The organism is Nostoc sp. 2RC (assembly GCF_014222165.1).
GTDB classification, from domain to species: domain Bacteria; phylum Cyanobacteriota; class Cyanobacteriia; order Cyanobacteriales; family Nostocaceae; genus Nostoc; species Nostoc linckia.
This window is the reverse complement of sequence record NZ_JACKZU010000214.1, coordinates 1-13,914: the sequence shown is the minus strand read 5'-3', so window position 1 is coordinate 13,914 and position 13,914 is coordinate 1. Positions and strand designations below refer to the sequence as shown.

10 protein-coding genes and 1 pseudogene are annotated in these 13,914 nt (G+C 39.6%); 4 read left to right on the top strand and 7 right to left on the bottom strand.

The features are described from left to right. Positions 1-152 precede the first annotated feature (152 nt). Positions 153-3,128 carry an L-glutamate gamma-semialdehyde dehydrogenase gene (gene pruA / locus GNE10_RS21850; protein WP_185566961.1) on the top strand — a complete coding sequence of 992 codons (2,976 nt, stop codon included), beginning with the start codon at positions 153-155 and terminating at the stop codon, positions 3,126-3,128. 61 nt (positions 3,129-3,189) lie between these two features. Continuing rightward, entirely contained in the window at positions 3,190-3,624 is a 435-nt protein-coding gene (locus tag GNE10_RS21845; RefSeq protein WP_185566960.1) for a GNAT family N-acetyltransferase, read from the top strand. 673 nt (positions 3,625-4,297) lie between these two features. On the opposite strand, the gene GNE10_RS21840 is transcribed toward GNE10_RS21845, so the two are convergent. Both GNE10_RS21840 and GNE10_RS21835 read right to left on the bottom strand, forming a co-directional pair. Next, positions 4,298-6,004, bottom strand: a complete 1,707-nt coding sequence (locus GNE10_RS21840; protein WP_221642942.1) for an iron uptake porin — start codon at positions 6,002-6,004, stop codon at positions 4,298-4,300. A 58-nt stretch (positions 6,005-6,062) separates the two neighbouring features. After that, the gene (locus GNE10_RS21835) at positions 6,063-6,515 is read right to left on the bottom strand and encodes a DUF4363 domain-containing protein (protein WP_185566959.1); all 453 of its coding nucleotides are present in this window, start codon (positions 6,513-6,515) and stop codon (positions 6,063-6,065) included. 443 nt (positions 6,516-6,958) lie between these two features. Here GNE10_RS21835 and GNE10_RS21830 point away from each other — a divergent pair, with 443 nt between their 5' ends. Then, positions 6,959-7,243, top strand: a complete 285-nt coding sequence (locus GNE10_RS21830; RefSeq protein WP_185566958.1) for a peptidase — start codon at positions 6,959-6,961, stop codon at positions 7,241-7,243. Here GNE10_RS21830 and GNE10_RS21825 read toward each other — a convergent pair. The 4 genes and pseudogenes from GNE10_RS21825 to GNE10_RS21810 all read right to left on the bottom strand — a co-directional run bounded on the left by GNE10_RS21825 (position 7,227) and on the right by GNE10_RS21810 (position 11,961). Next, positions 7,227-8,537, bottom strand: coding sequence for a cell wall metabolism sensor histidine kinase WalK (locus GNE10_RS21825; protein ID WP_185566957.1), 1,311 nt, complete (start codon positions 8,535-8,537; stop codon positions 7,227-7,229). The genes GNE10_RS21830 and GNE10_RS21825 overlap by 17 nt on opposite strands. Before the next feature lie 4 nt (positions 8,538-8,541). Next, positions 8,542-9,219: a response regulator transcription factor gene (locus GNE10_RS21820; protein WP_185566956.1), complete on the bottom strand. Its 678-nt coding sequence runs from the start codon at positions 9,217-9,219 to the stop codon at positions 8,542-8,544. 86 nt (positions 9,220-9,305) lie between these two features. Next, positions 9,306-9,398, bottom strand: a pseudogene (locus tag GNE10_RS21815) (IS1 family transposase); the annotation flags it as partial. A gap of 352 nt (positions 9,399-9,750) precedes the next feature. After that, positions 9,751-11,961 (bottom strand): GAF domain-containing hybrid sensor histidine kinase/response regulator, encoded by a 2,211-nt coding sequence (locus GNE10_RS21810; protein ID WP_185566955.1) that lies wholly within the window; start codon positions 11,959-11,961, stop codon positions 9,751-9,753. 708 nt (positions 11,962-12,669) lie between these two features. On the opposite strand from GNE10_RS21810, the gene GNE10_RS21805 reads away from it, so the two are divergent. Next, a complete protein-coding gene (locus GNE10_RS21805) occupies positions 12,670-13,608 on the top strand; it encodes a cobalamin-binding protein (protein WP_185566954.1) in 939 nt (312 codons plus the stop codon). A 7-nt stretch (positions 13,609-13,615) separates the two neighbouring features. Here GNE10_RS21805 and GNE10_RS21800 read toward each other — a convergent pair whose 3' ends face one another. Then, a complete protein-coding gene (locus GNE10_RS21800; protein WP_099066977.1) occupies positions 13,616-13,909 on the bottom strand; it encodes a TMEM165/GDT1 family protein in 294 nt (97 codons plus the stop codon). Positions 13,910-13,914 lie beyond the last annotated feature (5 nt).

Below are 13,914 nucleotides of genomic sequence, written 5' to 3'. Positions count from 1 at the left end.
CCCCTTTCCCCTTTCCCCTTTCCCCTTTCCCAGTAGAGTTGGCAAATCTCAACTTGACTAGGACTTAAAACAGTTACTAGAGTGAAAGCGTCAAAATAGAAGACACAGGTTTTGTACAAAAAACCTTGTCTTGAATAAGGAGTTTTTTATCAGTGGTATTACAAGTACAAACCAGCACCTACGAAGCTAAAACTCAAGAAATTGCTAAACAACTTCTAGCAGCTACCCAAGAAAATCGTTCGTTTTTTGCTTCCCTGCGCGACCAAATGCGCTGGGATGATAAATTACTAGCTTGGGCCATGAGTAATCCTGGGTTGCGGGTGCAATTATTCCGGTTTATAGATACACTACCTGCTTTGCACAGTAAGTCAGAAATTGCCTCTCATTTACAAGAATATTTAGGGGATGAATCTGTAGAATTACCGTCAGCTTTGAAGGGAATGCTAAACTTTGCTAACCCTGACTCTGTACCAGGACAAGTTGCTGCTACAACCGTTGGTACGGCGGTTGAAACTCTTGCTCATAAATATATTGCTGGGGAAAATATTAAACAAGTCATCAAAACAGTTGAACGGCTGCGAAAAGAAAAAATGGCCTTCACCATTGATTTACTTGGTGAAGCGGTAATTACTGAAGCCGAAGCCCAATCTTATCTAGAACGCTATCTGGAATTAATGCAACAATTGGTGGAAGCATCAAAGAATTGGGCAGTCATACCAGCCATTGATGAGGCAGATGGCGAATTGCTACCAAAAGTCCAGGTTTCTGTTAAATTAACGGCGTTTTATTCGCAATTTGACCCATTAGATGCTAAAGGTAGTGAAGAACGAGTAAGCGATCGCATTCGTATTCTTTTACGTCGTGCTAAAGAATTAGGTGCTGCTGTGCATTTTGATATGGAACAGTATGCCTATAAAGACATAACTCTGAATATCTTGAAAAAACTTCTATTAGAAGCAGAGTTTCGCCAACGTACAGACATTGGGATTACAATCCAAGCATATCTGCGTGATAGCGAGCAAGATGCTAAAAACGTCATTTCTTGGTTAAAACAGCGCGGTTATCCCCTAACAATTCGTTTGGTAAAAGGCGCATATTGGGATCAGGAAACTATCAAAGCAGCACAAAAGCATTGGCCACAGCCAGTTTACAATGATAAAGCCGCAACAGACGCTAACTTTGAAGCCATCACTCAGTTATTGCTAGAAAATCATCAATATGTATATTCTGCCATTGGTAGCCATAATGTGCGATCGCACGCCCGTGCCATTGCCATAGCCGAAACTTTAAATGTCCCCCGCCGTCGCTTTGAATTACAAGTCCTCTACGGTATGGGCGATAAAGTCGCCAAGGCTTTGGTTGATAGGGGTTATCGGGTGAGAGTTTACTGTCCTTACGGTGAATTATTGCCTGGAATGGCATATTTGATTCGGCGATTGTTGGAAAATACGGCTAACAGTTCATTTTTAAGGCAAAATCTTGAAAATAGACCCATTGAAGAACTTTTAGCACCGCCACTCCTAAAAGACGCGGAGAATGAAAATTTCCCCGTGTCCTCTTCCTTCATCGGTGCTGCGGATACAGATTATGCTGAGGAGGAGGGTAGAAAAAAGGCTACGGAGGCTTTTGCAAGCGTTCGTCAACAGTTGGGTAAAACTTATTTACCGTTGATTAATGGCGAGTATGTTAATACATCGGAATTTGTTGATTCTCTCAATCCTTCTAATTTTAGTGAGGTAGTGGGGAAAGTCGGATTAATCAGCGTTGAACAAGCCGAACAAGCTATGCAGGCTGCGAAGGCGGCGTTTCCTAAATGGCGGAAAACACCAGTTGCAGAACGCGCTAACATTCTGCGAAAAGCGGCTGATTTGATGGAACAACGCCGTGCTGAACTTTCCGCTTGGATGGTTTTGGAAGTGGGGAAACCTGTTAAGGAAGCTGATGGAGAGGTTTCGGAGGCGATAGATTTTTGTCGCTACTACGCCGAGGAAATGGAAAGGTTAGATAAAGGTGTGATTTATGACATACCGGGAGAAACTAATCGTTATATTTACCAGTCACGGGGAATTGCTGTGGTGATTTCTCCTTGGAACTTTCCTTTGGCGATCGCTTGCGGAATGACAGTTGCAGCACTAGTTTCTGGGAATTGTACTCTTCTCAAACCAGCGGAAACATCTTCTGTGATTGCCGCCAAATTCACAGAAATTTTAATTGCTGCTGGTTTTCCTAAAGGTGTATTTCAATACGTACCAGGTAAGGGTTCCCAAGTCGGGGCTTATTTGGTAAATCATCCAGAGACACATATAATCGCTTTTACTGGTTCTCAAGAAGTTGGCTGTAGAATTTACGCAGAAGCAGCGACGCTCAAACCTGGGCAAAAGCATATGAAGCGAGTAATTGCAGAAATGGGAGGCAAAAACGCAATTATCGTGGATGAAAGTGCTGATTTAGACCAAGCAGTTGTTGGCGTAGTGCAATCAGCATTTGGTTACAGCGGCCAAAAATGTTCTGCTTGCTCGCGGGTAATTGTGCTGGAACCGATTTATGATGTTTTTGTACAGCGCTTGGTGGAAGCTACAAAATCTCTGAACATTGGGGAAGCAGAGTTACCCAGTACCCAAGTTGGCCCGGTAATTGATGCCAATGCCCGCGATCGCATCCGCGAGTATATTGAAAAGGGTAAGGCAGAAGCAAAACTAGCCTTGGAGTTACCAGCACCATCACAGGGATATTTTATCGGCCCTGTGATTTTTAGTGAAGTATCCCCCAATGCGGTAATTTCCCAACAAGAAATTTTTGGCCCTGTGCTAGCGGTAATTCGGGTGAAAGATTTCCCACAAGCCTTAGCAGTAGCCAATGGAACTAACTACGCCTTGACTGGAGGACTTTATTCTCGAACACCTTCCCACATTCAACAGGCGTACACAGAATTTGAAGTCGGGAATTTGTACATCAACCGCACCATTACAGGTGCGATAGTTGCAAGACAACCCTTTGGCGGATTTAAACTTTCTGGAGTCGGTTCTAAGGCTGGAGGCCCTGATTATTTATTGCAATTCCTAGAACCACGCGCAGTCACAGAAAATATTCAGCGTCAAGGTTTTGCACCAATTGAGGGAGTTGATTAAAGTATAAAATTAAGTGGGGTCAACCCCACTTTTTTAATATTTTAAAACTAGAAAGAGTTTGATGAATAATTTAGTTATCAAAGTTGCTAAAATACCAGAGGAATTTCCAGCGATCGCTGCAATTAGAAAATCAGTTTTTCAAGAAGAACAAGGGGTAGATCCCGCCTTAGAATTTGATGGCAAGGATGAAATATCTGAACATTTGCTAGCTTATTTAGATGATAAAGCTGTGGGCACTATGAGAATTAGATATTTAGATGACCAAACTGTCAAAATCGAAAGACTTGCTGTTTTATCTACAGCTAGAGGTCAAGGTATTGGTAAGAAAATTATGGAAAATGCACTTTCGTTTATAGGTAGTAAAAATATTCGAGAAGTTGTGATTCATTCTCAAGAGTATATTAAAAGCTTTTATCAAAAACTTGGCTTTGTAGAAGAAGGAGAAATATTTGAAGAAGCTGGTATTCCCCATGTAAAAATGAGAAAAAGTTTATAGTTTTCACAATTTAGTATTTGTATATCGATTGATTAATAATTGAAGAAGAATACACAATTCAGAATGGGCTAAACGCCCCGCTACCGCTAACAGAATTCAGCAATCTTTCAGTAGGGGATTCAGACCCGCTACTCGGCGGACACCCTTTTTGACTTGTTAAAAAATGCAGAGCAAGACACACTAATTTCACCCTTAAATTTTAAACACAAGGGTCAAAATTTGGTTCACAATACCCACAATATGGTTCAAAAATATGTTTAGCCAAAAATTGAGTCATAAAGCGATCTTGAGTTTTCTGTGCGCGCATGGTGATATCAGTCTAGATATCGCTATTGTAGATGGAAAGCGATGGCATAACATTTCAATAACCGAAGGAGGGTTAATCGTGTCCCAAAGCGGTTGCTACCGTATATTCGCTTCTTCTATAAAAAGTGGATCTGCGGAGAGTCGAAATCATGCACCGGCTTAACCATAAAAGACCCACTTATTATTATTGTGCATAATGCCAAACCTCATCACTGTACGGCAGACTCGACACCACTGTTAACGTGAATTCGACGGAACCTCACCCACCCAGCCTCTCTCCTACGAGGAGAAGGAGTAACGAAAAATCAGGCTTTAGGAGAGGGGTTGAGGGTGAGGTCAAAATCTTGTGCATCGAACTCACGTTGAGTTAGAACGTGAAAGTGGTTCTCAATGCACCAATGACAGTATCATTGTTATTGCTGTTATTATCCGGCGAAGTCAACCAAATAATTCCGGGAGTAATACTAATATTGTCACTCACCTTATATTGATAAAACGCTTCTAGATGATATGAGTTTTTCTGGTCTTTGCCAATTTGGGCAACATTAGAACTAGTTACATAAGGTTCCATACCAACCACGATACCTGCGATATTACCTTTTTTACCAAAGTCAGGGAATGCCAAAGTCACCGCCCAGTTCCAGATATCAAGCTTCCCCCGGTCAATTCCACTGCCATTGCTGGATAAGATACGAGTGTTAGTGTAACCAGCCCAGCCACCCAAGACAAATTTATCACTCAGTTGGAATGATGCTTCTGCACCATAAGCATTACTGGATGTAGATATATCAGCTCCAGAAAATGGAGCTAAAGCATCTGGTAAGTTAGGATTATTCAGTAATGCTGAACGCAGGTTAGCACGATTACTGCCTGTACCACCATTAGCAGTAAAGTCATTGTTATATGAATTCACGTAAGTCAAACCAAAGGTAAATTTTTCAGTAGGTTTGACAGTTAACTGGGCAATAGCTCCATACGCTCCGTTGAATAAACCACTTCTACTTTGAGGATTAGCTGCATCATTACCTAAGTACCCCAAACTGAGTTCTAAATTCTTGTTGAACTGATGTTGAATGCCTAAACCACTACCATTAACTAGATAGTAAATAGGGTTACGAGTGCCAAAATGAGAAATAGCGCCGCTACCGCCATCTCCATCTAAGTAAGGGTTGACTGTATTGGTAAAATCATCGGCTGCACCAGCGTTGGCTTCCACAATAACATTTGTACTCTTGGCGAGAGGAAACTGATATAACAGTGCATCTATTCCTACAGCGTTGTTGTTGTCATTAGCATAAGTTCCACCCGCAAACCGCAAATCACCTTGGGGTGTGAATGTAGAGTTTCCAGAGAAAGCATTGAGATTTGTCGCTTGGAGTCGAGTCCTGAGTAAATCTTTGCCTGTAAAACTCGTATCAAAGTTGAGGCGGACGCGATCGCCTAAAATAGTATTCCGATTAATTTTTTCTCCTCTAGCATTATCACCAGAGAAAATTCCGGCTACAGCAAAAATCGCTTCACCATTGAGTTTGGTTGTAGTAGAAAACTGATGCGCCTCTAGTTCTGCTGTGCGTGTTTCCACTGCATCAATTCTTCCCCGTAAAGTTGCTAGTTCAGCCGTAAATTCTGATTGTAATTTTTGTAATGTGGCTAAATCTTCTTTCTTAACTAAATCATTAGTTGAGGTAGCAATTAATTCATTAATTCTTTCTAGACAAGCATTCAAACCCGCCGCAAATTCATAGCGGGTCATAGCGCGATTCCCGCGATATGTACCATTAGGATATCCAGCAATACAACCGTAACGTTCTACTAATGATTGCAATGCTTGAAATGCCCAATCTGTAGGCTGTACATCTGATAATTGAGATACAGAAGTCACTTGAGCTACTGTATCACTAGTGGCTGGGGAATCCATTGATGACTGCGTTTCATTACTTCCTGGGTTTGATGCAGAGTTATTTACGGGTGATGGGTTGGCATAGCTGGCCGCAGACATTACCAATTGACTACTACCAAGAATAAGCACAATTAATGGAGCATGACGAAGAATACTCAAGATAGTTTTTGACATTTTTTGCCTCACACAAACAATGAAATTAGAACTAAAACAGGTCTAGATAATTGGTTTTTTAAGGTTGAGCAACACTAGCAACATTCTTGTTCAAAGACTCTAAGGCTGTTGAGAGTTTCTGTTTGTTTGGTGCAGCAGATTTCAATCCCGCTTTAATCTCATCTGATGTGTCTTCAATTTGTTTGTAGATATTGGGAGATTTAGCTTTAACTCCATCCTCAACCTTTGACCAGAAATCTTCAAATTTGTCGAATTCGCCTTTAGCTTTGGTAAAATCTCCGGCCTCGACTGCTGTTTTTGTATTGGTAACAACACCCTGTAAACCTGTAAAGTCGCTTGTAGCTGAGGGAGTAGCTGGTGTTTCAGGGTTGGTTGTAGTGGCAGGTACTGTTTCCGGAGTAGAATTACTAGTAGGTGAAGTCTCTGTAGTAGATTGTTCGGGATTATTGCATCCAGCCAAAGCTATGAGGCTAATGAAAGCAACTATAAGTGTTTGATGAAATCGATTCATAACTAACTCCTCAACAAAATTTGTTCTTGTCACCTATTGTTTTCTCAAGACTTTTGATAGCTGCAATAGACTTCTTGCATAAGTCGGGAAAAGGGTAAGGGGGAAAGGGGAAAAGTTTTGTATTGTCCCCTTCCCCTTTAACCTTTTCCCTTTTACCAACTCTTGCAAAAAACACTTTTGCAAGAGGTCTAATGTACATCACCTGTGTGACAAGCTCGCAGCTAACTATAGGCAAAAATACCTCGTAATATTTCTGCCATTCCAAATATTAAAGGTATGAAGGTAAAAAACTCGGAAAGAAATCAGATTTTCTCTTTCCGAGTTTTTTACCTGTTGTGCTTTATCTTAGAACAGAGGTTATTCAAACTCCTCACACTAATTGTTTGTGTCGAGCCTTATCTGATAAGGCTCGATTTTTCCCATTCATTGACTAAAGAACTACTATGAAACGTTCATTTCGTAAGTATCATCGTCTCCTCGGCATCATTGTATCTTTGCCGTTGGTTTTAACCGTACTGACCGGAATGTTAACTACATTTGTCCGCGAATGGTCTCTTAATCTGGGAGTTCCGGCTAGCTTCCTCCTGAGTATTCATACAGGAGAAATTTTTCATCTTGAAGGTATCTATCCAATTTTGAACGGATTAGGATGTTTGGGATTATTAGTGACAGGATTAAGTATGTCTGGTTTGTTGGGGAGAAAAACTCGACCTAACCCCAAGAGTTAAACTCAGAGGCTAATGGTAAACGTACCTGAAAGCAGCTACCCACCCCAACTTCACTGGTAACAATAATACCACCGCCATGAGTTTTAGCGATCGCCTGAGCAATAGCTAATCCCAAACCCGTACCTCCCTCTCGCTGGCTTCTAGCCAGATCTGCTCGCCAAAAGCGATGAAAAATTAGCGGGATCTGTTCTGCTGCAATACCAATACCAGTATCTTGAACATTTATTGCTATCAGCCTCTCTAATTTCACCAGAGAAACTATGACAGTTCCTCCCTTTGGTGTATATTGCAACGCATTTTGTAACAAATTAGAAAATAACCGCTTGAGTTGAATTACCTCACCTTTAACCAAAACTTCAGTTGATATTTCTGATTTGAGAGTGATTTCTTGAGATATTGCCTGGGGTTCTAACAACTCTACCAAATCCTCTAATAATTCATCTAAAGGAATCGCGCGCCAATCAATTCTTTGAATATTCGTGACTGCATCAGTTCGAGCTAATAACAGTAAATCTTCTACTAATTGCGTCATTTGATTAGTTGCAGATGATATTGCTACCAATTTATTAATATTGGCTGGATGAATTCTCTCTGGATAATTCATCATGACATCCACAGAAGTTTTAACTATTGTTAAAGGATTACGCAATTCATGGGAAGCATCGGCAGTAAACTGTTTTAATTGCTGAAAACTTTGCTCGATTGGTTGTAGCGATTGTCTAGTTAGCCACCATCCACCTAAACCACTCAAAATGATAACAATTAATCCACCTAACTCAAATCCCCATAAAACTCTTTTTAGTTCTGCTTCTAATTCTGCTGTAGATTCGCTCACTCGCACATAACCTTGCAACTTTTTATCTTTTTCAGACAAACTATGTAGATAAACAGGAATAATAATGCTGCGAACTTTTGCGGATTGACTTACATGAAAATTAGCCGAGAATGGCATCTGAGCAAAAGTATTGCCAGCTTTGGCCAATAACTTACCATCAACATTGAACCATTCTACTTCTTGATTACTTGCACGTAAATCTTGCCAGGGAATATCTAAATCTCCATCGTCATCATTATCTAAAACAGGAGGCAATTTAGTAATAAATGTTTTCTGCTTAACTTTTGATTCTATTAAATTATGAGCAGCCGCATTTGCTAAGTTGATAATTTCATTATCTAGTTTTTGATAGAGGTTATAAGCTAAAAAATGGTAGACAACTGTAATAGCAGTTCCCCAAATTGCGATCATTACACCTAAATAAGAAAGTAAAAGCCGCCTACCTAAAGTCTGAAACATCGATTTAAAAAGTTTGTTTGAGTCGATAGCCTAAACCATAAACTGTTTCAATAAAATCACAACTAGCCCCAGCATATTTTAATTTTTGTCTTAGACTCCGAATATGAACTTTTATGGTTTCTTCTCCTGGTGGATCTTCAAAAGACCAAATATGTTTTAAAATCTGGTGGCGATTTAAAACTTGGTGACTGTGACGTAAGAATAACTCTAGAATTCTATATTCTTTAGGAGTTAGAATTACTAATTTTCCATTATATGTTACTTCACAAGTATTAGGATCTAGACGTAACTTTTCCCACTCAAAGACAGGAGGTAGAATATTACTACCACGCCTTAATAAAGCCCGAATTCTAGCCATTAACTCCTGTAAATCAAAGGGTTTGACAACATAATCATCTGCACCTGCATCTAACCCAACTACTTTATCGTTACTAGTATCTTTGGCTGTTAGTAATAAAATAGGTGTACAGTAGCCCGCTTGTCGGATTTGCCGACATAAAGTGATACCATCTAATTTTGGTAACATCAAATCTAAAACTATTAATTCATAGGGAAAAGCTGTAGCAAACTCCCACCCTACCTGACCATCATTCGCAATATCAACAACATAATTTTGGTCAATTAGTACTTCTGCCAGTGCTTGAGCAATACGATTTTCATCTTCAACTAAAAGAATTTTCATTACAGTTTTTCCTCTTAATATCAATACTATTAGAAGTGATTTCCATCTTAAAATCTGGGCGTTGCTGAATGAAGGGATGAATCGATTTATGTAGGTACAGTTTGATACTTTAAATAGTAAAGTAGCAATTTAACTGAGCATCTCAGCATTTCTTCTGTCTTGGAATAGCATAAAGTTTTTCACATCTTTGCATATTCTTCATATTTTTTATTTATGTGTGTATACAAAAATACTAAGCTTTGTATAATCTTTATATTTTTATATTGATTGCAGCGATGTCTGGATTGGGCTATGTCTGAAGTACGAATAATATCAAGCGATCGCTTTGCATCATTGAGATTATTTTACAACACCTCTTCGGAAGTAGAAATATAAGTGCGATCGCCGAACATTTAAGAGCTGATTCTTAAACAAAATTTTAAGCAAACTCTATTTATTGCTGGCATAACTTTCAAAGAATAAATCCTTGATTTGCTCAAATTCCTGAAACCCTTACAAGATAAAAACTTTGATTTAGTTTACAAATTAGTTCTAAATTAGTGTTTGGTCTGTGTCAAAATCACTTTCACCCAAATATCGCATTAACATTGACTCTAATTGAAATACTCTAATTGGTTTGAGAAGATAGTCGTTAGCACCAGCTTGCAGAATCGAAATTTGCTCTTCTAAAAGTTCGCTAAAGCCCATCATTATCACCTGCAAATCTTGGAAAGCTGGCTCTTGTCTCAGAATATTTAATAAATCCCAGCCACTAGCATCACCTACTAACTGGACATCCAACAATATTAAATCAGGCTCTAAGGTTTGTACCTGCTTTAAAAAATCATCATTACTATTGATCCACTTGACTTGGTAACCAATTGTTTGCAGATAATCTTGTAAGACAATACCAGTATTTTGCTCATCTTCCACAAGCAAAATAATTTGATTTTGAGGAATAGCTAGAGAAGGCAATGTGGAGATACTACAATTTTCACTTTCTTCCTCATCTCCCAGATGAAATCGATTAGGTAGAAATAAAGTAAACTGACTACCTTCTCCTAAAGTGGATGTAACAGTCACATCTCCACCGTGTAAACGCGCTAATTTGCGTGTCAAAGCTAAACCTAAACCCGTGCCTTCATACTGCCGATTTAACTTACTATCGAGCTGTTTAAATGGTTCAAATAAAAAATGAAACTGGCTTGAATCAATCCCAATTCCAGTATCAGAAACGATAAATTTCATTCCTTGGGATACTTTTTTCACTACCAACGATACCTTACCTGCTGGGGTAAATTTAACAGCATTGGTAAGCAGATTCAGTAACATTTGTTTGATGCGTCGTTCATCAGCAATACAAGTATCTACTTCAGTATCGATTTCATATATGAGGTGCAATCCCTTTTCTAAAGCTGCATCGCGCACCGTTGATATAGCATAGTTACATATCTCTGACACTGGTAAAGGTAAAAGCAACAATTCTTCCTTACCTGCTTCCACCTTAGACAAGTCCAAAATATCATTAATCACTGCCAGTAACTGTTCGCCACTTGTGTATATACAATTAATGTATTCCTTCTGTTTTTCATTGAGAGAGCCAACTATTTCTTGTTGTAGCAATTGCGATAAGCCCATGATGGCATTTAGAGGCGTTCGCAACTCGTGACTCATGGTTGCTAAAAATTCGCTTTTTGCTCGACTGGCTGCTTCTGCTGCTTCTTGGGAAGCACGTAGTTTTAGTTCTGTTTGCTTGCGTTCAGTAATGTCCTCAATCATTGCTAGAAAAAACTCAGGTTGGCCATTGCTATCTGGAATCACACAAACAGAGATATGAGTCCAAACTAACCTACCATCAAGATGTAGGCAGCGTCTTTGCATTTCAATACGATGTCTATCTACAACTTGTTCTTTAACTTCAACCTTTGAAGTTTTTCCTAAATCCGTGGGAATTTGTGACACCAATTGTTTGTAAATTTCTAAATCACCTTTTTGTGTACAAACAAAATTTGTAAAGCGTTTGCCGTAGAACTCTTCTCGGCTGTATCCTAAAATGTCGCACAGTGCCCTATTAGTATCGACTATCTGGGCTTTCATATTTATAAGTGCAATTCCCATACAAGAGCGCTCAAAAACTGCGCGAAATTTCGCTTCACTTTGTTGCAACGCTTCCTGTGCAGCATTCCGCTGGTTTGCTTCCATCGCCAAGGTGACAAAATCTGCAATTGAGCCGGCAAAAGTTTCTTCCTCTAGAGTCCATTGACGACCTTCGCCTACGTGTTCGTGACAGACTACGCCTACCAAACGTCCGTCTAGCCAAATTGGTGCATCCAGTAGAGATGTGATACCAAAAACACAAAGATAAGACTCTGATAATTCTTGGGTTCTGATATCGTTTCTAGCATCTTCTACAGCAATGCTGCGTTCCTGTTCTAAAGCGTAAAAATAAGCGGGATAATTTTTTTTGAAAATCGAACTACCAAAACTATGTTCCTTAGTATTAGCATCGTATAAATCGATGCATTCCATTCTTGAGCGTTCTTCATTATATAACCACACCCCGACTCGCTCAACTGAAAGCGTGCGAGCAGCGGTTTCTGTAATTTCTCTGATGGCCGCATTGAGATTACCTTGCTGAAATGTTTTGCTCCTTGCCAGTTGCACCAAGGTTTGGCTTTTTTTTCGGCGACTATCTTCTCTAATTTGTAAACCCCCTTGGGCTTCGTTATGCTCTGTGATATTTCTAGCAGCCACCACTTGCATGAGTTGTCCTCAAGAAGAAATAATTTTGCCTAGCAGTTCTACGGGAACGATAGAACGATCTTTGTATAACTACAATTACTCCATAAGGTTTTTCATAACCGGAAACTATATTTGTTTTAATCAAATTTCCCATCTTGGAATAACGACTTCCAAACTATAATTTGCCAATCAGTTCTCTGTCTTGATACCAGTCTTTTTTGCCTCAACGAATCATAATTGGCATTTAAAATTGTTTAGCTATCAAGTAGTATAGAATTTTTAAAAGTGGCTTGCACTGCCAATGTAATCATTACATCACTTAAGTATGTCTAGGTAAATAATTCTTGTTGGGATCGGGTAGGGATGTGGAAGGGAAAAGAGTTTGAATGTTGTTTACTTTTCTTCACATAGCTTAACTTTTTTGTACTAACTTACTTAATTAATTACCATAATCACTACCTTGATACCAACAAACACTACTCATTACCCTTGGATTTTTGGTTTGTCCTGACCTTTGTAGAAGAAGAGAACAAAGAGTCACAGGACAAAGTAAAAATTAGAAAACCCCTTGTCATTGACCATGCTGTTTTTTCCCTTGTTCCTCATCCCCTTGTCTTTTTTCTTCTTCTGTGACTATTGGAATCCCCTGGAATTCCCCTACAGAAAGATATCTAATGACTTGAACTTTGCGAGAATTAAATTAATGGTAGCTGTTGCCAAGGTGAAGCGATGAGAGATAGTAATGTAAGAATTGTTTCCTTAATTCCAGGCGGAACAGAGATTTTAGCAGCATTAGGATTGGTGAATGCGATTGTAGGGCGATCGCACGAATGCGATTATCCTCCAGAAATCGAAAATCGCCCTATTTGTACTCAAGCACGCTTAAGCTCCAAGGCTTCCAGCAGCCAAATTCACGATGAAGTCAATAATTTACTGCAATCTGCTCTCAGTATCTATCAAATTAAAACAGATGTTTTACAGCAGTTGCAGCCTACTCACATTCTCACTCAAGACCAGTGTGATGTCTGTGCTGTCAGCTTACAGGAAGTTGAAAAAGCAGTTGCTACACTCTTTGAGAGCCAACCCCAGATTATTTCTTTACAACCCAATATTTTTCAAGATATTTGCGCTGACATTGAGCGAGTAGGCAACATTTTCGGCGTAGATTCAGTCAAACTCATAGAAAATTTAGTGGCTCGCGTCAAAATTTGTCAGCAAAGAATCCAAGGACTTGGTTTAAACGAGTTACCTACTGTAACTTGCATCGAATGGACTAATCCTTTGATGGTAGCAGCGAATTGGATTCCGGAATTAGTCAACTTGGCAGGAGGACAATCTCTGTTTAGTGTTGCCGGTCAACCTTCTCCCCACTTACCGTGGGAAACACTAATAGCAAGTAATCCTGATGTCATTGTTTTTATGCCTTGCGGCTTTGATTTAAACCGCACCCGCCAAGAAGCCCAGCTGTTAACTCAACTGCCGGAATGGCAAAAACTCCACGCCACCAAAACTGGTAGAATCTACATCACTGATGGTAATTCTTACTTCAATCGTCCGGGGCCGCGACTGGTAGATTCTCTAGAAATTTTGGCAGAAATTTTACATCCAGAAATTTTTCAATACGGTTACAAAGGAACCGGTTGGGAAGTTTTATCTGCTGAGAATTAACTTTTAACTATTCACTATCAGAGGACGGCTCATTATTAAAGAACAGCAGACGCACAGCAAGAATGGCAAATCCCACAGCAGCGATCGCTTTCATCAAACGTGTAGGTAATAATTGAGCTACTGCTCCTCCTGCTAATGCTCCTAAAAGACTTGTCAATATTAACGCTGCCGCCGTACCAAAAAATACAGCCCGTGGAGATTGACAACGACCCGTAAGTGCGATCGCCGCTAGCTGACTTTTGTCACCTAATTCCGATAAAAAAACAGTAATAAAACTCAGTCCAAGAAGATGCCAATCCATATTGT

Excerpts from the sequence above, each read along its gene's own strand:
- GNE10_RS21845 (WP_185566960.1), top strand. The coding sequence starts at position 3,190 with ATGAATAATTTAGTTATCAAAGTTGCTAAAATACCAGAGGAATTTCCA.
- GNE10_RS21840 (WP_221642942.1), bottom strand. The coding sequence starts at position 6,004 with ATGTCAAAAACTATCTTGAGTATTCTTCGTCATGCTCCATTAATTGTG.
- GNE10_RS21835 (WP_185566959.1), bottom strand. The coding sequence starts at position 6,515 with ATGAATCGATTTCATCAAACACTTATAGTTGCTTTCATTAGCCTCATA.
- GNE10_RS21830 (WP_185566958.1), top strand. The coding sequence starts at position 6,959 with ATGAAACGTTCATTTCGTAAGTATCATCGTCTCCTCGGCATCATTGTA.
- GNE10_RS21825 (WP_185566957.1), bottom strand. The coding sequence starts at position 8,537 with ATGTTTCAGACTTTAGGTAGGCGGCTTTTACTTTCTTATTTAGGTGTA.
- GNE10_RS21820 (WP_185566956.1), bottom strand. The coding sequence starts at position 9,219 with ATGAAAATTCTTTTAGTTGAAGATGAAAATCGTATTGCTCAAGCACTG.
- GNE10_RS21810 (WP_185566955.1), bottom strand. The coding sequence starts at position 11,961 with ATGCAAGTGGTGGCTGCTAGAAATATCACAGAGCATAACGAAGCCCAA.
- GNE10_RS21805 (WP_185566954.1), top strand. The coding sequence starts at position 12,670 with ATGAGAGATAGTAATGTAAGAATTGTTTCCTTAATTCCAGGCGGAACA.
- GNE10_RS21800 (WP_099066977.1), bottom strand. The coding sequence starts at position 13,909 with ATGGATTGGCATCTTCTTGGACTGAGTTTTATTACTGTTTTTTTATCG.